Annotated in this window: 16 protein-coding genes; 7 read left to right on the top strand and 9 right to left on the bottom strand. The window is 69.3% G+C overall.

What is annotated here, in order from left to right:
• The first annotated feature begins 32 nt into the window (after positions 1-32).
• Positions 33-884, top strand: coding sequence for a glycine betaine ABC transporter substrate-binding protein (locus ACXAID_RS06585; RefSeq protein WP_475021429.1), 852 nt, complete (start codon positions 33-35; stop codon positions 882-884).
• Between the two features lie 7 nt (positions 885-891).
• Here ACXAID_RS06585 and ACXAID_RS06590 read toward each other — a convergent pair whose 3' ends face one another.
• Positions 892-1,722 carry an SDR family NAD(P)-dependent oxidoreductase gene (locus ACXAID_RS06590; RefSeq protein ID WP_475021389.1) on the bottom strand — a complete coding sequence of 277 codons (831 nt, stop codon included), beginning with the start codon at positions 1,720-1,722 and terminating at the stop codon, positions 892-894.
• Between the two features lie 134 nt (positions 1,723-1,856).
• On the opposite strand from ACXAID_RS06590, the gene ACXAID_RS06595 reads away from it, so the two are divergent.
• Positions 1,857-2,222: a DUF732 domain-containing protein gene (locus ACXAID_RS06595; protein WP_475021390.1), complete on the top strand. Its 366-nt coding sequence runs from the start codon at positions 1,857-1,859 to the stop codon at positions 2,220-2,222.
• Between the two features lie 86 nt (positions 2,223-2,308).
• Here ACXAID_RS06595 and ACXAID_RS06600 read toward each other — a convergent pair whose 3' ends face one another.
• Entirely contained in the window at positions 2,309-6,091 is a 3,783-nt protein-coding gene (locus ACXAID_RS06600) for a multifunctional oxoglutarate decarboxylase/oxoglutarate dehydrogenase thiamine pyrophosphate-binding subunit/dihydrolipoyllysine-residue succinyltransferase subunit (RefSeq protein WP_475021430.1), read from the bottom strand.
• 278 nt (positions 6,092-6,369) lie between these two features.
• Entirely contained in the window at positions 6,370-7,113 is a 744-nt protein-coding gene (locus ACXAID_RS06605; protein WP_475021391.1) for a hypothetical protein, read from the bottom strand.
• 187 nt (positions 7,114-7,300) lie between these two features.
• On the opposite strand from ACXAID_RS06605, the gene ACXAID_RS06610 reads away from it, so the two are divergent.
• Positions 7,301-8,587, top strand: a complete 1,287-nt coding sequence (locus ACXAID_RS06610) for a multidrug effflux MFS transporter (protein ID WP_475021392.1) — start codon at positions 7,301-7,303, stop codon at positions 8,585-8,587.
• Positions 8,588-8,706: 119 nt separating this feature from the next.
• On the top strand, positions 8,707-10,665 hold the full coding sequence (locus ACXAID_RS06615; RefSeq protein ID WP_475021393.1) for an MFS transporter: 1,959 nt from the start codon (positions 8,707-8,709) through the stop codon (positions 10,663-10,665).
• Here ACXAID_RS06615 and ACXAID_RS06620 read toward each other — a convergent pair.
• From ACXAID_RS06620 to ACXAID_RS06635, 4 genes are read right to left on the bottom strand one after another with little or no spacing between them, the layout of a single operon-like run.
• A complete protein-coding gene (locus tag ACXAID_RS06620; RefSeq protein WP_475021394.1) occupies positions 10,659-12,062 on the bottom strand; it encodes an NAD(P)/FAD-dependent oxidoreductase in 1,404 nt (467 codons plus the stop codon). The genes ACXAID_RS06615 and ACXAID_RS06620 overlap by 7 nt on opposite strands.
• A gap of 22 nt (positions 12,063-12,084) precedes the next feature.
• Positions 12,085-13,431 carry an FAD-binding oxidoreductase gene (locus ACXAID_RS06625; RefSeq protein WP_475021431.1) on the bottom strand — a complete coding sequence of 449 codons (1,347 nt, stop codon included), beginning with the start codon at positions 13,429-13,431 and terminating at the stop codon, positions 12,085-12,087.
• A gap of 8 nt (positions 13,432-13,439) precedes the next feature.
• Positions 13,440-16,880, bottom strand: a complete 3,441-nt coding sequence (locus tag ACXAID_RS06630; RefSeq protein ID WP_475021395.1) for a TM0106 family RecB-like putative nuclease — start codon at positions 16,878-16,880, stop codon at positions 13,440-13,442.
• 30 nt (positions 16,881-16,910) lie between these two features.
• The gene (locus ACXAID_RS06635; protein ID WP_475021396.1) at positions 16,911-17,489 is read right to left on the bottom strand and encodes an LppP/LprE family lipoprotein; all 579 of its coding nucleotides are present in this window, start codon (positions 17,487-17,489) and stop codon (positions 16,911-16,913) included.
• 86 nt (positions 17,490-17,575) lie between these two features.
• On the opposite strand from ACXAID_RS06635, the gene ACXAID_RS06640 reads away from it, so the two are divergent.
• From ACXAID_RS06640 to ACXAID_RS06650, 3 genes are all read left to right on the top strand, one after another.
• Positions 17,576-19,270 (top strand): DEAD/DEAH box helicase, encoded by a 1,695-nt coding sequence (locus ACXAID_RS06640; RefSeq protein WP_475021397.1) that lies wholly within the window; start codon positions 17,576-17,578, stop codon positions 19,268-19,270.
• Between the two features lie 2 nt (positions 19,271-19,272).
• On the top strand, positions 19,273-20,427 hold the full coding sequence (locus tag ACXAID_RS06645) for an acyltransferase family protein (RefSeq protein ID WP_475021398.1): 1,155 nt from the start codon (positions 19,273-19,275) through the stop codon (positions 20,425-20,427).
• 72 nt (positions 20,428-20,499) lie between these two features.
• The gene (locus tag ACXAID_RS06650) at positions 20,500-21,216 is read left to right on the top strand and encodes a siderophore-interacting protein (RefSeq protein WP_475021399.1); all 717 of its coding nucleotides are present in this window, start codon (positions 20,500-20,502) and stop codon (positions 21,214-21,216) included.
• On the opposite strand, the gene ACXAID_RS06655 is transcribed toward ACXAID_RS06650, so the two are convergent.
• Both ACXAID_RS06655 and ACXAID_RS06660 read right to left on the bottom strand, forming a co-directional pair.
• Positions 21,201-21,782 (bottom strand): TetR/AcrR family transcriptional regulator, encoded by a 582-nt coding sequence (locus ACXAID_RS06655; protein WP_475021400.1) that lies wholly within the window; start codon positions 21,780-21,782, stop codon positions 21,201-21,203. The two genes, ACXAID_RS06650 and ACXAID_RS06655, sit on opposite strands and share 16 nt — an antisense overlap.
• Positions 21,782-23,023, bottom strand: a complete 1,242-nt coding sequence (locus ACXAID_RS06660) for a cytochrome P450 (protein ID WP_475021401.1) — start codon at positions 23,021-23,023, stop codon at positions 21,782-21,784. Before ACXAID_RS06660 ends, ACXAID_RS06655 begins: the two co-directional genes overlap by 1 nt.
• Between the last annotated feature and the right edge of the window lie 69 nt (positions 23,024-23,092).

Raw genomic sequence — 23,092 nt, forward strand, 5'->3', positions numbered from 1 at the left:
TCCGAGGAGTTGGCCGGCTGATCCGGGCGCGCCTGCTCAGCGGCCGCCCCCGGCTGGTGGTCGCGCTGCTCGTCGCAGTGCTGGCGGTGGCGTGCGGCGGTCCGCCACCGCCGCCGTCGATTCCGGTGGGGGCGAGCGCATCCCCGGAATCGCAGGTGGTGGCCAATCTGTATGCCGCAGCGCTGCGCTTCTACGGCAACCCTGCGCATGTGCAGGAGGCCCGCGATCCGCTGTCGGCGCTGGATTCCGGCGAGATCAAGGTCGCGCCGGTGTTCACCGGTCAGATGCTGGGCCGGCTCGACCCCGAGTCGCCGGCCCGCTCCGATGCGCAGGTGTACCGCACGCTGCTCGCGGCGCTGCCGGAGGGGATCGCCGCCGGCGACTACACCGTGTCGGCGCAGGACAAGCCGGCACTGGCGGTCACCGAGCGGGTGGCGCAGTCCTGGCCCGAACGGGATGTGTCGGCGGTGCCGGCACACTGCTCGGATCTGACCGTCGGTGCGGTGCGGGGCAGACCGGGCCCGCTGTCGGTCGGGACCTGCGAGCTGCCCCCGGCCGGCGAGTTCCCCGACGACACGGCGATGTTCGACGCGCTGCGGTCCGGGCGGATCGACGCCGCCTGGACGACGACCGCGGCCCCCGACGTGCCCGCGGAGGTGGTGGTGCTGTCGGACACCACCGCGCTGGTTCGGGCCGAGAACCTGGTTCCGCTGTACCGGCGCAACGAGCTGACCGAGTCGCAGGTGCTGGCGCTCAACGAGATCGCCGGCGTGCTGGACACCGGCTCGCTGGCCGACATGCGCCGCCGGGTGGCCGAGGGCGCCGAGCCGGGCGCGGTAGCCGGCCAGTGGCTCGACGCGCACCCCCTCGGTGTCGGCAACTGAGCGGGGCTCAGCGGGAGTGCGGTGCCAGCCTCTTCATCACCGGGGGGAAGATGCGCTGGTAGCCGGCGCCGAGCGCGCGGACGGCGACGTCGAGCACCTTGGCGTCATTGCCGACCAGCACCCGGGCCTTGTTCTTGCGAACCCCGTCGAGGATGATCTGGGCGGCTTTCTCCGGTGTGGTGCTGGCCAGCTTGGCGTCGAAGTCCTTGGCGAGTTCACCGGCGTCGATTCCCTCGGCCGCGGTGGCGTTGCGCGCGATCGCGGTCTTGATGCCGCCGGGATGCACGCAGCTGACCTTCACCGGGTGGCCGGCCAGATCCATCTCCTGGCGCAGTGCTTCGGTGAATCCGCGGACGGCGAACTTGGCCGAGTTGTAGGCGGCCTGGCCGGGAACCGAGAACAGCCCGAACACGCTGGAGACGTTCACGACGTGGCCGTCGCCGGAGGCGATGAGGTGCGGAAGGAACGCCTTGGTTCCGTTCACCACGCCCCAGTAGTCGACGTCCATGACCCGCTCGATGTCCTTGAACTCGGTGATCTCGATGTCGCCGGTGAAGGCGATGCCCGCGTTGTTGTAGATCTGGTTGACCTTGCCGAAGTGTTCGGCCACGGCGTCGGCGTAGAGCAGGAAGGCCTCACGCTCGGTGACGTTGATTCGGTCGGACTTCACGTGCACGCCGATCGCCTTGAGCTGTTCTTCGGTGGCGGCCAGACCCTCGGTGTCGACGTCGCTGATGGCGACGTGGGCGCCCGAGCGTCCCAGCTCGACGGCCAGGGCCTGGCCGATTCCCGACCCGGCGCCGGTGACGACGGCGACCTTTCCCGCGAAGCCTTCCATGGACACTCCCTCGTGTTTCCGGTGTTGTTGTACGCGTGTTGAGTGAGATTCCAGCCTACCCGGTACCGCGGGTACCGAGTCGGGCGGGTGCGGGGCGGCGTAATGCTGCGGTCCGCCCCGACGAAACCAAGGGTATGAAGCGCTTCAAGCTCGCGGTAGCCGCATCCGCTCTGGTCTCAGCCGCCACCGTGGTGACGGTCTCCGCGCCGCCGGCACAGGCCGACACCGGTGCCGATGTGTTCCTGGCGGCACTGGGTGACTACGGGCTCCCTGGGCTCGGCGGAATCGACCCGGCCACCGCCACCCGGGTCGGCGAGGCCGTGTGCCCGATGCTGGCCGAGCCCGGCCAGAACCTGGCCGACGTCGCCGCCGATGTCGCCGACGCGCTGGGCCGACCGATCGGACCCGCGACGATGTTCACCGGCTTGGCGATCCAGATCTTCTGCCCGCGCGCGGTGACTGCCCTGACCGACGGGCGTCCGTTCTCGTTCTTCGGCTGACACACTGCCGGCCCGGGCGGGTGCGGCTGTGCCGTCCCCGCCCGCGGCCGCCCGGCGGGCGCCGAGCAGACCGGGCCCGAACAGGATCAGCCGAACGCTTCGTCGATCAATTCCTGCTGCTCGACTGCGTGCACCTTCGACGACCCCGACGACGGCGCCGACATCGCCCGCCGCGAGATCCGCTTGATTCCGGTGAGCTTGTCCGGCATCACCTCCGGAAGCGTCAGGCCCATCGTCGGCCAGGCGCCCTGGTTCGCCGGCTCCTCCTGGACCCAGAAGAACTGCTCGGCGTTCGGGTAGCGGTCCAGCGTCTCGGCCAGCCTGCGCTTGGGCAGTGGAGCCAACTGCTCCAACCGCACGATCGCCACGTCCTCGCGCTTGTCCTTGGCCTTGCGGGCCACCAGCTCGTAGTAGATCTTGCCGCTGGTCAGCAGGATGCGACTGACCTTGGACCGGTCGCCGTCACCCTCGTCGTAGGTGGGTTCCTCCATCACCGAGCGGAACTTCATCTCGGTGAAGTCCTTCAGGTCGGACACCGCCGCCTTGTTGCGCAGCATCGACTTCGGGGTGAACACGATCAGCGGCCGGTGGATGCCGTCGAGTCCGTGGCGGCGCAACAGGTGGAAATAGTTGGCCGGGGTCGACGGCATCGCGATGGTCATCGAGCCCTCGGCCCACAGCAGCAGGAAGCGTTCGATGCGCCCCGAGGTGTGGTCCGGGCCCTGGCCCTCGTGCCCGTGCGGCAGCAGCAGCACCACATCGGAGAGTTGACCCCACTTGGCCTCGCCGGAGCTGATGAACTCGTCGATGATCGACTGCGCGCCATTGACGAAGTCACCGAACTGGGCCTCCCACAGCACCAGCGCGTTCGGGTTGCCGACCGAGTACCCGTACTCGAAGCCCACCGCCGCGAACTCCGACAGCGCCGAGTCGTAGACCATGAACTTGCCGCCGGTCGGGTTGCCCTCGGAGTCGACGGTCAGCAGGTCCAGCGGGGTGAACTCCTTGCCGGTCTTGCGGTCGATGATCACCGAGTGCCGCTGGGTGAACGTGCCGCGGCGGGTGTCCTGACCGGTCATCCGGATGGTCTTGCCCTCGGCCAGGAACGAGCCCAGCGCCAGCAGTTCGGCGAACGCCCAGTCGACCTTGCCCTCGTAGGCCATCTCGCGGCGCTTCTCGAGCACCGGCTTGACCCGCGGGTGGACGTTGAAGTCCCCGCCGGCGGCCAGGTGCGCGTCACCGATGCGCTGCAGCAGCGCCTTCTCCACCGCGGTGCTCATCCCGGCCGGCACCATCTGGTCCTCTTCGACCGACGAGCTCGGCTCGATCTCGTGCTTCTCGAGTTCGCGAACCTCGTTGAAGACCCGCTCCAACTGGCCCTGGTAGTCGCGCAGCGCGTCCTCGGCCTCCTTCATCGAGATGTCGCCGCGGCCGATCAGCGCCTCGGTGTAGGTCTTGCGGACGCCACGCTTGGTGTCGATGACGTCGTACATGTTGGGTTGGGTCATCGACGGGTCATCGCCCTCGTTGTGCCCGCGCCGGCGGTAACACAGCATGTCGATGACGACGTCCTTCTTGAACTTCTGCCGGAAGTCGACGGCCAGTTTGGCCACCCACACGCAGGCCTCGGGGTCGTCGCCGTTGACGTGGAAGATCGGCGCGCCGATCATCTTCGCGACGTCGGTGCAGTACTCCGAGGACCGCGAGTCGTACGGCGAGGTGGTGAAGCCGATCTGGTTGTTGACGATGATGTGGATGGTGCCGCCGGTGCGGTAGCCGCGCAGCAGCGCCAGGTTCAGCGTCTCGGCGACCACGCCCTGACCGGCGAACGCGGCGTCGCCGTGCAGCATCATCGGCACGACGGTGAATCCGTCGGGCCCGTTGCCCTTGTCGAGGATGTCCTGCTTGGCCCGCACCAGACCCTCCAGCACCGGGTCGACGGCCTCGAGGTGGCTGGGGTTGGCGACCAGTGACACCGCGATGTCGTTGTCGCCGAACATCTGGATGTAGGTGCCGGTGGCGCCGAGGTGGTACTTCACGTCGCCGGATCCGTGCGCCTGGGACGGATTGAGGTTGCCCTCGAACTCGGTGAAGATCTGGCTGTAGGGCTTGCCGACGATGTTGGCCAGCACGTTGAGCCGGCCGCGGTGCGGCATGCCGATGACGACCTCGTCGAGCCCGTGCTCGGCGCACTGGTCGATCGCGGCGTCCATCATCGGGATGACGGTCTCGGCCCCCTCCAGGGAGAACCGCTTCTGGCCGACGTACTTGGTCTGCAGGAAGGTCTCGAACGCTTCGGCCGCGTTGAGCTTGCTCAGGACGTACTTCTGCTCGGCGACCGTCGGCTTCTCGTGCTTGACCTCGATGCGTTCCTCGAGCCACTTCTGCTGCTCGGGTTCGAGGATGTGGGTGTACTCCACCCCGACGTGGCGGCAGTAGGCGTCACGCAGCAGGCCGAGCACGTCGCGCAGCTTCTTCTGGTCCTGCCCGGCGAAGCCGTTGACCTTGAACTCGCGGTCCAGGTCCCACAGCGTCAGCCCGTGGGTGTTGACGTCGAGGTCGGGGTGGCTGCGGAAGCGGGTCTTGTCCAGCCGCAGCGGGTCGATGTCGGCCATCAGGTGGCCGCGGTTGCGGTAGGCGGCGATCAGCTCGATCACCCGCGCGCTCTTGTCCTCGGTGGGGTCCGGGTTGTCGATGCGCCAGCGCACCGGCTCGTACGGGATGCCCAGCTCACGGAAGATCTCGTCGTAGAAGTCGTCGTCGAGCAGCAGCTGGTGGATCGTGCGCAGGAAGTCGCCCGACTCGGCGCCCTGGATGATGCGGTGGTCGTAGGTCGACGTCAGCGTCATCAGCTTGCCGACGCCGACCTCGTTGATGCGCTCGTCGCTGGCGCCCTGGAACTCGGCGGGGTATTCCATCGCCCCGGCGCCGATGATCGCGCCCTGGCCCTGCATCAGCCGCGGCACCGAGTGGACCGTGCCGATGGTGCCCGGGTTGGTCAGCGAGATCGTCACCCCGGAGAAGTCCTCGGCGGTGAGCTTGCCATCGCGGGCGCGGCGGACGATGTCCTCGTAGGCGGCGATGAACTGCCCGAAGCTCATCGTCTCGCAGTTCTTGATGGCCGCGACCACCAATGCGCGCTTGCCGTCCTTGCCCTGCAGGTCGATCGCCAGACCGAGATTCGTGTGGGCTGGTGTGACGGCGTTGGGCTTGCCGTCGACCTCGGCGAAGTGCCGATTCATGTTCGGGAACTTCTTGACCGCCTGAACGATCGCGTAGCCCAGCAGGTGGGTGAACGAGATCTTTCCGCCGCGGGTGCGCTTGAGGTGGTTGTTGATGACGATCCGGTTGTCGATCATCGCCTTGGCCGGAATGGCCCGCACACTGGTGGCGGTCGGAACCTCCAGCGAGGCGGACATGTTCTTCACCACCGCCGCGGCGGCGCCGCGCAGCACCTGGTTCTCGTCGTCCGCGGCGGCCGGTGCGCTCTTGGCGGCGGGCTCGTCCTTGGCCGGGGTCTTCGGCTGGCTCTTGGTCGCGGGTTTGGCGTCCGTCTTGGCTGCGGGCCTGGATTCGGCCTTGGAGTCGGACTTGGACTCCGACTTGGGCGCGGATTTGGACTCGGACTTGGGTGCGGGCTTGGACTCGGGTTTGGCGCTCTCGGCCGGCTTCGCGGCGCCGTTGCTGCCGGCGGACTTGGGCGCGGGTGCCTGAGCGGGTTCGGGCGGAGCGGCCTCAGCCGAGTTCGCTGCCGTGGCGGCGTTGCCGTTGCCGGGAGCGGTGTCGGTGGGCTCGGGGGAGTAGTCGACGAGAAACTCGTGCCAGCTCGGATCGACAGACGAGGGATCCTCGCGGAACTTGCGGTACATCTCTTCGACCAACCACTCGTTCTGACCGAATGGTGAAGGTGAACTCACGGCTGCTATTCGCCTCAATTCTTCGCTTCGGGCCAGCGCCCAGCAGCGGCCGGCCACCCCTTTTCAACCCGGTGTGCGGTTGTCCCACGTATCCGCCGTATAAAGGCTAGCGCTTATGCCGCCGGGCGGACCAGGCAACGTCGTTATGGTCGTCACGGTCACCCAACCCGCACAACCGAGCGGTTGAACCCACGGTGTCGAACGGGTGAACGCGCGCGATGAGCGGCAGGCTAGCGGCGCGGCAGCGGAAGCACGTGCAACCGCGCGGGCCACCGTCTCGGCGGATCCCCGAAGGCCATGTGGGCGTTGGCGACGATCTTCTTAGCCATCAACCGGTTACCCACGCCGCCGACCACTGCACCCACCCCGACCGGGAGAAGCTTGCCGAAGGCGATCGCGCCGCGGCGCAGTGTGTAGCGCTTGACGAAGTACCGCACCAGCCGGGTGTTCAGTTGCGACAACGCCGGCAGCGGCAGCGTCGCCGCGCCGTCGGACAACCAGGCCCCGCTGGTGCGGCCCGAGCCGAGCAGATCGGTGACCGCACGTTTACTGTCCTCGCCGACGAGAACTGCCAGCACCAGAGCGCGGCGCCGCTCACGGTGATCGGCGGGGACGCCGTGCACCTCGGCGACGGCGAGCACGTACACCGCCGTCGCCTCGAGGAAGACGACGGTCTCGCCGGCCACCGCAGACATCGCGACCAGCGTCCCGATGCCGGGGAAGGCCGCCGCGGAACCGACGGCGGCCCCGCTGCCCATCACCGCCGCCTTGTAGCGGGCGTCCAGCTTGCTGATGATCTCGGCCGGGCCGGCGCCGGGGTGGGCTTCCCGCAGCCTGGCCACATAGGCCTTGACGGCCGGGCCCTGCACCCGCGATCCGCGCTCGATGATCTGGGAGAGGACTTTGGCCGCAGTGCCGGGATCGTCCGGACTGAGTGCCGGCGACTGGCTGGCGGCGCGTGAACGGGCACTCATCGGTGGGCCCCTTTCCTCGGCGCGGTTCCACCAGGTTAGCCGTTGTGCAGCGGATATCGGGGTATCCGTGTGCCTGACCACACAACGAACGGCGACGCTGTCCGGTGCCGGCGCGCGCCGGACGTGACTGTGGTCACTGTCTGCGATGTGGGGAACAAAGAATTGGGAAGCGGCGCTAACGATATTCATGGCACCATCCCGGGACGTGGACGAGAGGCAGCTCCAAACCGATCGCTCGGCGCAGCCGCTCCAGCAGCCGAGCAGGACCCGGATGATCGTCGTCCTCGGCCTGCTCGTCGCCCTGGGCCCGCTGACCATCGACATGTACCTGCCGGCGCTGCCCAAGATCGCCGACGAGTTGTCGCTGACCTCCTCGGTCGCCCAGCTGACCCTGACCGGCACGCTGGCCGGGCTGGCACTGGGCCAGCTGATCATCGGCCCGCTGTCGGACTCGCTGGGCCGCCGCAAGCCGCTGGTGGGCGGAATCCTGCTGCACATGGCCGCTTCACTGCTGTGCCTGTTCGCCCCGAACATCGCGGTCCTCGGCATCGCCCGCGGCCTGCAGGGCGTCGGCGCGGCGGCGGCGATGGTCGTCGCGATCGCGGTGGTCGGTGACCTGTTCAGCGATTCCGTCGCCGCCACGGTGATGTCGCGGTTGATGCTGGTGCTCGGCGTCGCACCGGTGGTGGCTCCATCGCTGGGTGCGGCGGTGCTGTTGCACGCATCGTGGCACTGGGTGTTCGCCGCGCTGGTGGTACTCGCCGGCGCGCTGCTGGTGATGGCAGTGCTGGCGCTGCCCGAGACACTGCCCGTGGACCACCGGCGGCCGCTGAAGGTGGGCGGCATTCTGTCGACCTACCTGCTGCTGCTCCGCGATGCCCGGTTCGTGATCCTGGTGCTGGTCGCAGGCCTGGGCATGTCCGGACTGTTCGCCTACATCTCGGGTGCGTCGTTCGTGCTGCAGGGCCGCTACGGGCTCAGCCAGGGCACCTTCGCGCTGGTGTTCGGGGCCGGTGCGGTCGCGTTGATCGCCTCGACCCAGTTCAACGTCGTGCTGCTGGCCCGGTTCTCCCCGCAACGGATCATGGTGTGGGCGTTGTTCGCGGCCTCGGTCTCCGGGGCGGTGTTCGTCGCCCTGGCGACGGCCGGGGTCGGCGGGCTGGTCGGATTCGTCGTGCCGGTCTGGGCGATCCTGGGTGCCATGGGCCTGGTGATCCCCAACGCACCCGCCGTCGCGCTGTCGCGGCACCCGGACGCCGCGGGCACCGCCGCCGCACTTCTCGGTGCCGCCCAGTTCGGGCTCGGCGCGGCGATCGCCCCGGTGGTGGGAGTGCTGGGCAACGATGAGTTCGCGATGGCGTCGGTGATGTTCGCCGGTGTGTTCGTCGCGCTGCTGGCACTCGTGGCAACGGGGGCACACCGCAACGCCGCCCGCCCCGGCGCGGTGGGCCGGGCAGTGACCGAGCCGGCCTAGCTTCGGCGCGCTGCGCGGCGGACTTGTCGCGATACCCGTCGATCCGTAGCGTCGGGCCGAACCGATTTACTCTGTGCGCTGCGCACTTCGACCTCTAGGTAAAAAATTCGCCGACACTCGTGCCCCCGACCCTGTTGACCTCACAGCCGCCGCATGCCCGGGCCGCCAACCCCTGGCATGCGCTGTGGGCGCTGCTCATCGGCTTCTTCATGATCCTGGTCGACGCGACGATCGTCGCGGTCGCCAACCCGTCGATCATGGCAAACCTGGGCGCCGACTACGACGCGGTGATCTGGGTGACCAGCGCCTACCTGCTGGCCTACGCGGTGCCGCTGCTGGTGTCCGGACGCCTCGGCGACCGCTACGGACCCAAGAACGTCTACCTGCTCGGTCTCGCGGTGTTCACCGCGGCCTCGCTGTGGTGCGGGTTGTCCGGCAGCATCGGCATGCTGGTCGCGGCCAGGGTGGTCCAGGGCATCGGCGCCGCGCTGCTCACGCCGCAGACCCTGTCGGTGATCACCCGGATCTTCCCCGCCCATCGTCGCGGCGTGGCGATGAGCGTGTGGGGAGCCACCGCCGGGGTGGCCACCCTGGTCGGGCCGTTGGCGGGCGGCGTTCTCGTCGATCATCTGGGCTGGCAGTGGATCTTCTTCGTCAACGTGCCGGTCGGGCTCGTCGGCCTGGTGCTGGCGGCCAGGATGGTCCCGGCACTGCCCACGGTGACCCACCACTTCGATCTGCCCGGCGTCGTACTCTCCGGCGTCGGCCTGTTCCTCATCGTGTTCGCGCTGCAGGAGGGTCAGGCGTTCGGCTGGCCGCTGTGGATCTGGGCGACCATCGCCATCGGCGCCGTCATCCTGGCGGTATTCGTCTACTGGCAGTCGGTCAACTCCGGCGAGCCGCTGATCCCGCTGACCATCTTCAGCGAGCGCAACTTCTCGCTGTCCAACGTCGGGGTGGCGACCATCGGGTTCGTCGCGACGTCGATGTTCCTGCCGCTGATGTTCTACGCCCAGTCGGTGTGTGGGCTCACCCCGACCCGCGCGGCGCTGCTGACCGCGCCGATGGCCGTCGCCACCGGTGTGCTGGCCCCGGTCGTCGGCAGGATCGTCGACCGCTCCCACCCGAGGCCGGTCGTCGGTTTCGGGTTCTCGGTGATCGCCATCGGCCTGACCTGGCTGTCGATCGAGATGACGCCGACGACCCCGATCTGGCGGCTGCTGCTGCCGCTGACCGCCATGGGGGTGGGCATGGCGTTCATCTGGTCGCCCCTGGCCGCGACGGCCACCAGGAACCTTTCGCCGCAACTGGCCGGAGCCGGCTCAGGGGTGTACAACACCACCCGCCAGGTGGGCTCGGTGCTGGGCAGCGCCGGGATGGCGGCCTTCATGGCCTCGCGACTGTCCGCGGAGATCCCGGGGGCGGCCGACGCCGCTCCGCGCGGGGAGGGCTCGGCGACCCTGCTGCCGGAGTTCCTGCACGAACCGTTCGCCGCCGCGATGTCGCAGGCGATGCTGTTGCCGGCGTTCGTCGCGCTGTTCGGTGTGGTGGCCGCGTTGTTCCTGCTGGGCTTCGTCGGTTCCCGGATGACGACGCTGCCCGGCCCCGGCGGTACCGGTGACCCCGCGCCGGGCGCCGTCCAGACCGCCGGCCCCGGCCCCGTCCAGACCGCCGGCCCCGGCGAAGACGAGTGGGCCGACCACGACGACTGGGTCGACGACGACGACTACGTCGAGTACGTCGTGAGCTGGGACGACGCGCCAACGGAAGGCGCCGGAGACGCCGGAGACGCCGGAGACGATGTGCAGGACACCGACGCGCTCAACCCGGTCGTCGAGCGCGTGCATGAGCATCTCGACCAGCACCCGCCGCGCCGGTCGCCGCCCGCGCCGTCGGACCCGGAATGGCGAAACATCTTCGATCAGCTGCTGGCCACCCCGGAGCCGACCGAGCCCGCCGGCAACGGGTTCGCCGGCTACGACACGGCCCCGGCAGACGAGCGGGGCCGCAACCGGCCGCCCGGTGGGCCCGCCCGCGGAGACGGCCCCGGCCCCTCCGGCAGGCACTCGCGCTACTGAGCGTCGGTGCCGGAGCCCATCAGCGCGGCCAGTTGTTCGTTGGTCTTGCTGAGCATCGCGGTGAGCGCTCCGATCGCCTTCTCGCGGACCCGGGGTTTGTCGGGGATGCGGGGGATGACATCGCGCAGCACGTTCAGCCGGGCCGACTGCAACCAGTCCATCAACTCCGGGTCCTGCAGCCAGCGCAGCTGCGCGCGGTTGTCGGCCGCCAGGATCCGCAACCAGTCCGCCGGCACATCCGGGTGGGGGATCGGTTCGCACAGCTCGTTGCGTGTTCCGTCGTCGCCGTAGGCCGTCTCGACGTGGGCGATGAACGCCGCGCTGAACACCTGCTGGCAGCCTCGCACACTCTGCAGGGTGAGGTGGTCGCCATCGAACACCGGCACCGATGGCGGCCTGGGCAGGCCCGGCGTCGTGCAGTCGACGTAGAGCGAACGCTGCGGCGCCTCGATGCTGCCGCCGCGCAGCACGACACGGTCGGCCTCGACCCGGTCGACGTGGCCGAGCCGCACCACGTCGTCGATGCGCCGCAGCTCGGCCAGTTCGCCGAGCGACACGATCGCGCAGTGGTACATGGTCGGCTGCACCGAGGGATCGAGCCGCAGCAGGTTCTGGGCGGCCTCCAGCCGGGCGAACAGGTCGTCGAGTGACCTCGCCTCGGTGATGGCGTTCAGGCGCGAGGTGATGGTGGTGCGGATCTGCTTGGCGAACCGTTGCCCCGGCTGGATGTCGGCGCGGTTGAGCAGCCAGCCGTCCCGCGGCATCACCCAGCGCAGCCGCTCGGGTGGCACCCCGTTGCGCATCAGCCACAGGCAGCAGTCCATCCCGGTCTTGCCGCCGCCGACGATCGTGAAGTGCTCACGGCCGCCGGCGCGGCGGGGCAGCCCGTTGGGCGCCACCACCTCGACGCCGTTGGCGACAGCGAACGGCGCCGAGCGCATGGATTGCACATTGGTCAGCAGATAGCTGGCGTCGACGGTGCGGCGGCGCACCGTCACGGTGTACTGCTCGCCTCCGAGAGTCCGAAAGGTGTTGTCGCCCAGATAGTGTGACATCGGGAAGTAGGACAGCCGGCCGGTGGGCAGCAGCCGGTGGCGCAGCACCCGCTCGTAATAGGCGCAGACCTCGTGGCCGGTGGCCAGCTCGAAGAACCCCTCGTTGGGCCCGGACTCGTCGAGGCGGCCCTCGGTGTCGAACTCCTGCGAGTTCACCCCGTAGTAGGCGGACGGCTGGTGCAGCCGCACGAACGGATAGACCCAGTTCCAGTGCCCGCCGGGTTGCTGGTTGGCGTCGACGAGCACCACGGTCGCATCGGTTTCGGCGAGCACGGTGTCGACGAACGCCATCCCCATGGCGCCCGCCCCGATGACCAGATAGTCAGCGTCGATGCCGGGCACCCGATCACGCTAACCCACCGCGCTAGCCGAACAGCACCGCCCGGTTGAGCAGGGCGGCGGGGTCGAACGCCGACTTGACCGCCCGCATCGCGGTGATGTCGGCGTCGGTCCGCGACATCGACAGGTAGCCGCGTTTCCGGGTGCCCACGCCGTGCTCGGAGCTGACGTTGCCGTCGCAGGCCGCGATCAGGGCCATCATCGCCGAGTAGAGCTCGCGCTCGGGGTCACCGGACAGTGCGCAGCGCACCACGTTGAGGTGCAGGTTGCCTTCACCCACGTGGCCGAACAACACCGGGATGGCTTCCGGGGCGTGGGCCGCCAGCAGTGCGGCGGCGTCCTCGGCGAACCGTGGAACAGCTGAAAGTGGAAGTGAGACATCGAACTTCAACGGCGGCCCGTAGACGCCGAGAACCTCGGCGACGGCTTCGCGCACCTGCCACAGCCGCTGCTGGGCGGCCGCGTCCACCCCGACGGCAGGTTCCCCGGCCAACTCGGTGTCCTCCAGCGCGTCGGCCAGCCGGTCGGTCAGGTCGCAGTCGCCGGCCAGTTCGATCAACAGCTGCCAGGCGCCGGGAACCGGGGCCGCCACCCCGGCGTGTTCGGCGGTCAGCGCGCTGGCGCGGGCGTCGATGAGTTCCAGTGCCGCGATGCCCTCGATATCCCGGAAGACCCGACCCGCCTGCACCAACGCCGCCAGGTCGGCGAAGCCGCAGATCGCGGTGATGCGGTGCCGTGGGGTGGGATGCAGCCGGAGGTCGAGCCCGGTGATCACGCCGAGGGTGCCTTCGGCGCCGACGAACAACGAGGTCAGATCGTATCCGGTGTTGTCGGCGCGGACGTGGCTGTGCCGCTGCACGATCGAGCCGTCGGGCAGGGCGACGTCCAGGCCGAGCACCTGCTCGCCCATGTTGCCGTAGCGCACGGTGCGCAGTCCGCCGGCGTTGGTCGATGCCATGCCGCCCACTGTCGCCGAATCGCGGGCGGCGAGGTCGACCCCGAACAGCAGACCCGCGGCGTCGGCCGCGCGCTGCACCTCGGCCAGCGTGACCCCGGCGCCGACGCGGACACGGCGCTCGGCCACGTCGACGTCACCGACGGTGCGAAGCCGTTCGGTGGACAGCAGCACGTCGTCATGCTCGGGCACCGTCCCGGCCACCAGCGAGGTGCGCCCACCCTGCACGGTGACGCAGACGCCGGCGTCGCGGCAGACCCGCAGCACCCCGGCGACCTCGTCGGCCGATCCCGGCCGCACCAGCACGCTGGCGCGGCCCCGGTAGCGGCCGGTGTGGTCGACACTGCGGCCGTCCAGCACGTCCGGGTCGGTACTCAGATATCCGGCGCCGACGATCGCGGCCAGCCGTGCGGTCAGCGGTTCGGTCACCCCGAGGGTGTATCACATCCGCACAGCGACAGGAACGCGCCCAACTCCACCAGCCGGTCCGGAGTCCCGGGAAGGTAGTCGGTCAGCTGGGCCGACCGCACGATCACCGCCAGGTGTTTCGCCCGGCTCACCGCGACGTTCAGGCGGTTTCGGTTGAGCAGGAAAGCGATTCCGCGTGGCACGTCGTCAACCGAGGACGCCGTCATCGAGACGAACACCACGGGGGCCTGCTGGCCCTGGAATTTGTCCACGGTGCCGGCGCGCACACCGGCCAGCCCGACACGGTCCAGGTGCTGGCGCATCGCCACCACCTGCGCGTTGTACGGGGTGACGATCAGGATGTCGCTCTGCGCGAGTCCCCGGGTGTCGTCCTGGTCGGTCCAGGGGGTGCCGAGCAGCTGCTGGATCTCGGTGATGATCGCCGCGGCCTCCTCGGGGCTGGCCGTGGCGTTTCCGGTGTGCTCGACGGCCAGCGTCCGCACACCGGGCGCCACGCCGTCGAGCCGGCGTGTGGCGGTGACCTCGTCGTGGGAGCGAAGCCGGCCGTCGTAGGACAGCCGGGAGACCGCCCGGCACACCTCGGGGTGCATCCGGTAGGAGCGGTCCAGGAAATAGCCGCGCTGCGGCGGCAGCGTGTGGTGCCCGTCGACGAGCCAGCCCAGCGCCGACCCGTCCACCGGTTCCGGGTGGGTGCCCTGGCTGACCTGCGGCAACTGTTGTGGATCGCCCAGGAGCAGCACGTTGCGGGCCGCCCGCGCCACCGCGATGGTGTTCGCCAGGCTGAACTGCCCGGCCTCCTCGACGACCAGCAGGTCGAGGCTGCGCTCAGCGATCCTGGTGGAGTTGGCGAAATCCCATGCGGTGCCCCCGACCACGCACCCGTCATGGCTGTCGATGAACGCCGCGTAGTCGTCGCGGCCCAGCTCGGTCCATCCGGTGCTGACGGTCTGCACCTTCTTGCCGACCCGGTCGCCGGGCACACCGGCAGCCAGCACATCCCGGAACAGGTTCTCCACCACCGCATGCGCCTGGGCGACCACCCCGATACGCCAGTGGTGTGTGGTGACCAGTTCGGCGAGCACCCGCCCGGAGGTGAACGTCTTCCCGGTGCCCGGCGGGCCGTGCACGGCCAGATAGGAATCGTCGAGATCCAGCAGCGCCGAGGCGATGTCGCCGACGACGTCTGCGCTGCGCGGCAGCGGACGGCCGCTGCGGGTGCGCGGGTCGCGGCGCAGCAGGATGTCGGTGACCGCATCGGCGGCCAGCTCGGGCAGTCGGCCGGCGACGGCGGCCGCCGTCGCCGCGATCGCCTCCTGCAGCGGCGCGGTGTTGATCGGCGGCCCCGGGGTGAGTGCGAACGGGGTGGCGGAGAAGACCTCACCGTTCTTGGGCTGACGCTCCACGACGACCACTTCGGTGGGCACCTCCGGGTCGTCGCATTCGACGACGGTCACCGAGCCGAAGGCCCGGCGGTCGGGGTCCTCTGCCAGGCCCGCCGGAGCGGGCGGATCGTAGAGCGCGTACATCTCGTGGTTCAGCTCGCCGGCGGCGATCTCCCCGGACAGCCTCAGGCGCCGTTGCGGTTTGCGCGCCCGCGGCGGGGTGTGCCAGTCGGCGACGATGTCGGTGTGGTCGGCGATGAACACGCCGCCGTTGTCGGCCCATTCCTCGACCGGGTTGTTCACCCGGTCGAAGTGCGCCCACCAGAAGGGCTTGTCTTCGCGTTTGTGGAAACCCTTGGCGGCGGCGAGCATCGCCACCGCGGTCTGCTCGGGGGTGCGCGCCTCGACCGCGTCGCCGGCGAACTCGAGCAGTGTGCGTTCGACGTCGTCGGGGGTGGGCGGATCCACCTCGGCGCGACCGGTGATGGTCACCGGCCCCCGCGGCGGAACACCCGATTCGATGGCGCGGGCCACCAGCCAGTCCCGCAGCCGCCGGGTGGAGCGGCAGTCGTAGCGGTTGTAGTCCTCGATCCCCTTGAGCACCGTCGCCGCCTCGTCGGTGTGCCCGGCGTCGCGCAACCCGCAGTATCGTGCGTACTCGGTGATCGACGCGGTGGCCGTGGTGACCTCGCCGTCGCGCAACTCGTTGCCCATGTAGAGCGGCTCGAGGCTCTTGATGCTGTAGTTCTCGGTGCCGACCCGGATGCTCTTGCGCACCAACGGGTAGAGGTCGACCAGTACCCCGTCGCGCAGCAGCTCGTCGACCTCGCGCTCACCGACCCCGTAGTGCCCGGCCAGCCGCAGCAGTGTGCTCTTCTCGTAGGCCGCGTAGTGGTAGATGTGCATGCCGGGGTGCTTCCTGCGCCGCTTGCGCACCAAGGTCAGGAAGTCCGCGAGGGCCTGGCGCTCCCCGGCGCGGTCGTGGGCCCAGAACGGCCGGAACTCGTCGGTGATGCTCAGAACCCCCCAGAGGTATTCCAGACCCCATTCGCGGCCGTCGACGGTCCACAGCGGGTCGCCCTCGAAATCGAAGAACAGGTCTCCTCTGTCGGCGTCGGGCAGCACCATCAGCGGCTGCGCGTCGACCACCCGGTAGGGCGGCATCCCGTCTTCCCGGTCGGCCAGCTGCAGCCGGGCCTGCTCGGTCAACGCCGACACCGCGCGCGGTGCCAGCTCGGGCACCGCTCCGGTGTGCGCGGCCAGTTCGCGCACGGTGGTGATCCCGGCGTCGATCAGCCGGGCGCGCTGGCTGACCCGCATGCCGGCGACCAACAGCAGGTCGTCGTGGGCGCGGACCTGCGCCTGGCATTCGTCGCACCGGAAGCACGCGCGGATGCTCTCGTCCGCCCACTCCACCGGGCGGCCACCGGCCAGGTGCCCGTCGAGCAGCCGCTGCAGCGCGTCGCGCCGCGGCCGGTACACCGGTGCCAGCTCGTCGAGCGGATAGCTGACCGTGGTTCCGTCGCCGAGCACCAGATCGACCTCGGGTGCCACCGGCACCCCTGCCTCGGTGAGGCTCTCGGCGTAGGCCGCCAGCTGCAGCAGCGCCTCGACCTTCACCGATCGGGCCAGTTTGGTGTCGCGCAGCCGGTAGCGCTGCCGGCCGTCGGTGCCGTCTTCGAGGAGCAGAAAGTCGGCGAACCCGGCGAACCGGCCGTCGAACATCGCGGCCTGGTAGATCACCGGGGCACGGCGCTCGATCGCGCGCAGCGTCTGCTCGGCGGCGGCGGTCAGGCCGGCGACCGTGTAGTCGGGCCGCCCGATGGTGGCCACCTCGCCGGCGCTGCGCAGTTGGTCGAGGTGGCGGCGTTCGTGCTCGGTACCCAGGTCGGCCGTCCGGGCGAACAGATCGTCATCGCCGGACACCGCCGGCCCGCGGCCCAGTCGTGCGTCGAACGACCGCAGCAGCGCGTACTCACAGCGCGCCGCGGCGGCGAGATCAGAGGCGCTGTAGATGACGCTGTAGCGGACCGGGCCACTGTCGGCGACGAACACGCAGCCACTGTAGGTGAGGCCGCCGACACCTCAGCCGGTGTTGCCGATCAACTCCACCCCGCTGCCGTTCCAGCGGAACTTCACCACGCTGTCCAGTCCGGGGACGCCGTTGCTGTACTTCAGTGCCACGGTGTCGCCGGTGGTCTGCGAGCCTTCCAGGGCGTTGAAGCCATACGTGTCGGGAACCCCGGTCGGGATGAACTTGCCCAGATGGAACATCACCGCCCGGGTGTTCGGGTTCTCCGAATTGGTGTTGGCCTTGACGATCACCGCCGACAACTGGGCGCACGGGTTGTAGTTGCCCGCCATCGGCTCGGCCCGCCAGCCCTGATCGCTGCGCGGGTCGGGTGGCAGCTCCGAGACCGCTCTGGCGATCTCGGGGGCGGTCAGGTCGACCGCGCACGGATCCTCCGACGTTCCGGTGTCGGGAGCGGCGACGGTCGGAGCTGGGGATTCGGCCGGTTCCGGGTCAGCCGGCGCGGCCGGCGCAGCGGTCGGACCGGGCGTCTTGGACACCGTCGAATCACCCGAACCGCATCCCGCGAGGGTCAGCGTCAACGTTGCGGCCAGCGTTGCCGCCGCTGCGCTGATCGCCGCCGTCCTCCGCACAAGTGCGCACCGTACCGGACCGTCTGCGGCCCCCGAGAAGGCGCGCGGAGGGATTCCGCGCCGAGTGGCACTAGACTCCCACCACGATGACGTCCTCTGACGGGGCGCCCGACAGTGCTGATCTGCCCGGCGACCTGACCTTTGCTGACCTGCAGATTCACCCAGCGGTGCTGCAGGCCATCGGCGATGTCGGCTACGAGTCGCCCTCGCCGATCCAGGCCGAGACCATTCCGGCCATGCTCGCCGGCTCCGATGTCGTTGGTCTGGCCCAGACGGGAACGGGGAAGACGGCGGCGTTCGCGATCCCGATCCTGTCGAAGATCGACACCGCCAGCCGGTCCACCCAGGCGCTGGTGCTGGCTCCCACCCGCGAGCTGGCCCTGCAGGTCGCCGAAGCGTTCGGCCGCTACGGTGCGCACCTGCGGGTCAACGTGCTGCCGGTCTACGGCGGCAGTTCCTACGTTCCGCAGCTGGCCGGTCTCAAACGCGGCGCCCAGGTGGTCGTCGGCACCCCCGGCCGGGTCATCGACCATCTGGAGAAGGGCAGCCTGGACCTGTCGCACCTGGACTACCTGGTGCTCGACGAGGCCGACGAGATGCTGCAGATGGGTTTCGCCGAGGACGTCGAGCGCATTCTCGCCGACACCCCCGAGTACAAGCAGGTCGCGCTGTTCTCGGCGACCATGCCGCCGGGCATCCGCAAGATCACCACCAAGTACCTGCACGACCCGGTGGAAGTGACGGTCAAGTCCAAGACGCAGACCGCCGAGAACATCACCCAGCGGTACGTTCAGGTGACCGGGTACCGCAAGATGGATGCCCTCACCCGGCTGCTCGAGGTCGAGCAGGGCGACGCGATGATCGTGTTCGTGCGCACCAAGCAGGCCACCGAGGAGGTGGCCGAGAAGTTGCGCGCCCGCGGTTTCGCCGCGGCCGCCATCAACGGCGACATCCCGCAGGCGGTTCGCGAGCGCACCATCAACGCCCTCAAGGACGGCTCGATCGACATCCTGATCGCGACCGACGTGGCCGCACGCGGCCTGGACGTCGAACGCATCTCGCATGTGCTCAACTACGACATCCCGCACGACCCGGAGTCCTACGTGCACCGCATCGGGCGCACCGGCCGCGCGGGCCGCTCCGGGACCGCGCTGCTGTTCGTCACACCGCGTGAGCGCCACCTGCTCAACGCGATCGAACGGGTCACCCGCCAGAAGCTGGTCGAGTCGGAGCTGCCCTCGGTCGACGACGTCAACGAGAAGCGGGTCGCCAAGTTCCGCGATTCGATCACCGACGCGCTCGCCAAGCCGGGACTCGACCTGTTCCGCACGCTGATCGAGACCTACGAGCGTGACCACGACGTGCCGATGGCCGACATCGCGGCGGCGCTGGCGCTGCAGAGCCGCGACGGTGAAGAGTTCCTGATGACCGAGCCCCCGCCGGAGAAGAAGCGGGAGCGAAAAGAACGACCCCCGCGCGACGATCGTGGGCCGCGTGAGCGCCGCAGCGACCTGACGACCTACCGCATCTCGGTCGGCAAGCGGCACAAGGTCGCTCCCGGCGCCATCGTCGGTGCCATCGCCAACGAAGGCGGGCTGCATCGCAGCGACTTCGGCCACATCTCGATCAGGCAGGACTACTCGCTCGTCGAGCTGCCCGCCAAGCTGCCGGGCAAGACGCTCAAAGCGTTGGAGCACACCAGAATCCAAGGTCAGCTGATCAACCTGCAACCCGACCGCGGCGGGCCCAAACCGCATCGGGGGAAGCCCAAGTCGAAGTGACGGTGCCGTCCAGGCCCGCCGGCGTCGACGACGCTGACGACGTCGGCGGCCTGGAGTCGGTCACCACCTCGCCGCGCGTCGCGTCGCTGACCGGCATCCGGGCGGTCGCCGCGGTGCTGGTGGTGCTCACCCACGCGGCCTACACCACCGGGAAATATCCGCAGGGCTACGTCGGTCTGGTGTACTCGCGCATGGAGATCGGGGTGCCGATCTTCTTCGTGCTGTCGGGCTTCCTGTTGTTCTCGCCGTGGGTGAGGGCCGCCGCCGGGCAGGGATCGCCGCCCTCGGTGCGGCGCTACGCCTGGCACCGGGTGCGCCGGATCATGCCCGCCTACGCGGTCACCGTCGTCGCGGCCTACCTCGTCTACCACTTCCGCACGGCGGGTCCCAACCCCGGGCACACCTGGGAAGGTCTGTTCCGCAATCTGACGCTCACCCAGATCTACACCGACGACTACCTGTATTCCTATCTGCACCAAGGGCTCACCCAGATGTGGAGCCTCGCGGTCGAGGTCGCGTTCTACGTCGCCCTTCCGGTACTGGCCTACCTGTTGCTGGTGGTGTTGTGCCGGCGGCGCTGGCGTCCGGGGCTGCTGCTGGCCGGACTGGCGGTGCTGGCGCTGGTCTCGCCGGCGTGGCTGGCGCTGGTCCACAGCGTGGACTGGTTGCCCGACGGAGCCCGGCTGTGGCTTCCGGGCTATCTGGCGTGGTTCGTCGGGGGAATGGTGCTCGCGGCGCTGCAGCCGCTGGGGGTGCGGGCCTACGCGCTGGTGTGTGTGCCGCTGGCGGTGGTGTGCTATTTCATCGCGTCCACCCCGATCGCGGGGGAACCCACGACCTCGCCGGCCGAGCTGCGTGAGGCGCTGGCCAAGACGGTGTTCTACGCGGTGATCGCCACCCTGGTCGTCGCGCCGCTGGCGCTGGGCCGCCAGAAGGGCCTCTATTCGAGGTTGCTGGCCAGCCGCCCGATGGTCTTCCTCGGTGAGATCTCCTACGAGATCTTCCTGATCCACCTGATCACCATGGAGCTGGTGATGGTGGAGATCCTGCGGTACCCGATCTACACCGGGTCGGTGTGGTGGTTGTTCGTCGGCACGATGGTGGTCACGATCCCGCTGGCGTGGCTGTTGCACCGGTTCACCCGCGTTCGGGGCTGACGGGTCACCCACGGCGATTTCTAGTTAGGTTAAGCTCCCCTAATAACACAGGCCGCCAGGGATCGAGGTGACATGTCGGATACGAAGCAGTCGCGCGGGTTCGCGGGCGCGGTGCTCAAGCTGTTGCGCGCGGGTGACTACGAACTAACCGTCACCGGGCGCACTCAGGTCAGCCCGCACTACCTGCGGCTGAGCTTCGCCGCCGGCGGGTTGCTGGACGGCCGCTCGCTGCACCCGACCCAGTGGATCCGGATGTGGTTCTCCGACGGCGACAAGCTGCATCAGCGCGGCTACACCCTGGTCAACCCGGACCCCGCCGCCGACACGGTGGACATCGAGTTCGCGTTGCACGACGGGGTCGCCTCGCGCTGGGCCGAGCAGGCCGCACCCGGGGACACCATCGAGGTCACCGTGCTGGGCAGCAACTTCGCACTGCCCGAACCACCTCCGGCCGGTTACCTCGTCGTCGGTGACACGGCGTCGCTCCCGGCGATCAACTCACTGCTCGACGCGATCGGCGACACCCCGGCGCGGGTCTACCTCGAGGCCGCCCACGAGGACGACAAGCAACTTCCGGTGCGCCGCAACGCCGAGGTGACCTGGGTGGACCGCAAGAACGCCGGCGAGGCGCTGGTACAGACCGTCGCTGCGGCGGCGTTCGACGCCTCCGATCACTTCGGCTGGGTCGCCTGCGACAACCGCACCACCCGCGCGGTCGCCAAGATCCTGCGTGAGGACTTCAAGATCCCGCGCAAGTCGATCAAGGCCCAGGCCTACTGGGTGGCCTGACGGGTCGGCACCATGATCGGCACGAGGAACTCCTCGAGCATCGCTCGTTCGTCTTCCTCGTCGTGGCCGGGGAACAGCATGAGCGAGGTCATCACCCGGACCAGCCAGCGGGCCCGGTGGGCGACCACCTCGGGCTCGTCGGGGCCCAGTGAGATGACGAACGCCTCGGTCAGCGCCTTGATCACCTCGGACTGTTCGGCCATCTCGGCGCCGATAGGCCGCTGGGTGGTGGCGAACCACGAGTCCAGTGCCGGGCTTTCGCGCACGTTGCGCAGCGAGGCCAGCATGCCCTCGATCAGCCGCTCGCGCGGATCGGTCAGCGCGGTGATCTGCTCGGTCATCTCCCGGTAGAGCCGGTAGGCCTCCCGGTGCACATAGGCCGTGTACAGCGCTTCGCGGTTCTCGAAGTAGCGGTACAGCGTCGCACGCGAACAGCCTGCCGCCGAGGCGATTTCGTGCATCCCGACGGTGGCGGCCTCTTTCTCGGCGAACAGTTGGCCCGCCGCGTCGAGGATCCGGTCGGCGGCCACCTCGGTGCGCCGGGCGGCCAGCCAGTCGCCGGCCATCAGCCGGTCACCGTGAACGGCACCGACACCGGCCGGCGCACGTAACTGCCGTCAGCCCAGACGATCCCGGACTCGTCGACCTCGAATTCGGGGATGCGCGCCAGCAACTCGGTCAGCGCCACCCGGGACTGCATCCGTGCCGCCGCGGCGCCCAGGCAGTGGTGCGCCCCGTGGCTGAAGGTCAGGATGTTGCGCGGCCGCCGGGTGACGTCGAGTTCAGCGGCGTCGGAACCGTACTGGCGTTCGTCGCGGTTGGCCGAGCCGTACAGGAACATCGCCCGACGGCCTTCGGGGATCGTCACCTCGCCGATCGTGACATCGCGGGTGACGGTGCGGCCCAGCATCTGCACCGGCGAGGTCAGCCGCAGGAACTCGTCGACCGCGTCGGGGATCAGCTCGGGGTCCTGTACGAGCAGCCGGCGCTGGTCGGGGCGCTGATGCAGCAGTTGCACCGAGCCGCCCAGCATCCCGGTGGTGGTGTCGTTGCCGCCGGTGACCATCGTGAAGGTGAACGCCAGGATGGACAGCACGCCGGAGATGTCGCCGTCGGCGCCGACGCCGGCGGCCACCAGATGTGAGACGGTGTCATCCTCCGGCTCGGTGCGCCGCCGTTCGATCAGTGCGGTGAAATAGCCCATCATCTCGCCGAGCGCATCGCCGACGGTGCCGAGCGCCCCGCCCACGCCACCTTCGGCGGTGCTGGCGGCGACGATCGCGTCGGTCCAGCCGTCGAACTTGCCCCGGTCGGCTTCCGGAACCCCGAGATAGTGCGCCACCACCATCGACGGCAGCGGTTTGAACAGTTCGGCGACGATGTCGCCGCCGCCGTCGGCGCGGATGCGTTCGATGCGCTCGATCACGAATTCGCGGACCTTGGGCTCGACGGCCTCGACCTGGCGCGGGGTGAAGCCGCGCGAGACCAGCTTGCGGAACTCGGTGTGCACCGGCGGGTCCTGCATGACCATCGGCGGATTGTCGGCCAGCCCGATCAGGTCGAGCTCGCCGTAGTTGACGGTCAGGCCCAGCGCCGACGAGAAGGTCTGATGGTCACGGGCGGCCGCCCAGATGTCGGCGTGCCGGGACAGCACGTAGTAGTCGTTCTGCGGGTGTCCGGCCGGGATGACGTGGTGGACCGGATCGTGATCGCGCAGTGCGCGGTACATCGGCCACGGGTTTGGCCAGGTGGTGGCGTCGGCGAGTTGGAACCGCACCGGCGAGTCTTGAGACAAGATCGCAGTCATGTCTTATGAGTACGACAGAACCTGTGGGTGTGTCAATAGATGTGGCCAGATTGCCCGGGTTCTGTGATG

Source organism: Mycobacterium sp. ABE4_509 (assembly GCF_056160785.1).

What these genes read in the sequence shown, in the direction of transcription:
- ACXAID_RS06590 (WP_475021389.1), bottom strand. Translation starts at nt 1,722, where the DNA reads ATGGAAGGCTTCGCGGGAAAGGTCGCCGTCGTCACCGGCGCCGGGTCG.
- ACXAID_RS06595 (WP_475021390.1), top strand. Translation starts at nt 1,857, where the DNA reads ATGAAGCGCTTCAAGCTCGCGGTAGCCGCATCCGCTCTGGTCTCAGCC.
- ACXAID_RS06600 (WP_475021430.1), bottom strand. Translation starts at nt 6,091, where the DNA reads ATGTACCGCAAGTTCCGCGAGGATCCCTCGTCTGTCGATCCGAGCTGG.
- ACXAID_RS06605 (WP_475021391.1), bottom strand. Translation starts at nt 7,113, where the DNA reads ATGAGTGCCCGTTCACGCGCCGCCAGCCAGTCGCCGGCACTCAGTCCG.
- ACXAID_RS06610 (WP_475021392.1), top strand. Translation starts at nt 7,301, where the DNA reads ATGGCACCATCCCGGGACGTGGACGAGAGGCAGCTCCAAACCGATCGC.
- ACXAID_RS06640 (WP_475021397.1), top strand. Translation starts at nt 17,576, where the DNA reads ATGACGTCCTCTGACGGGGCGCCCGACAGTGCTGATCTGCCCGGCGAC.
- ACXAID_RS06650 (WP_475021399.1), top strand. Translation starts at nt 20,500, where the DNA reads ATGTCGGATACGAAGCAGTCGCGCGGGTTCGCGGGCGCGGTGCTCAAG.
- ACXAID_RS06655 (WP_475021400.1), bottom strand. Translation starts at nt 21,782, where the DNA reads ATGGCCGGCGACTGGCTGGCCGCCCGGCGCACCGAGGTGGCCGCCGAC.
- ACXAID_RS06660 (WP_475021401.1), bottom strand. Translation starts at nt 23,023, where the DNA reads ATGACTGCGATCTTGTCTCAAGACTCGCCGGTGCGGTTCCAACTCGCC.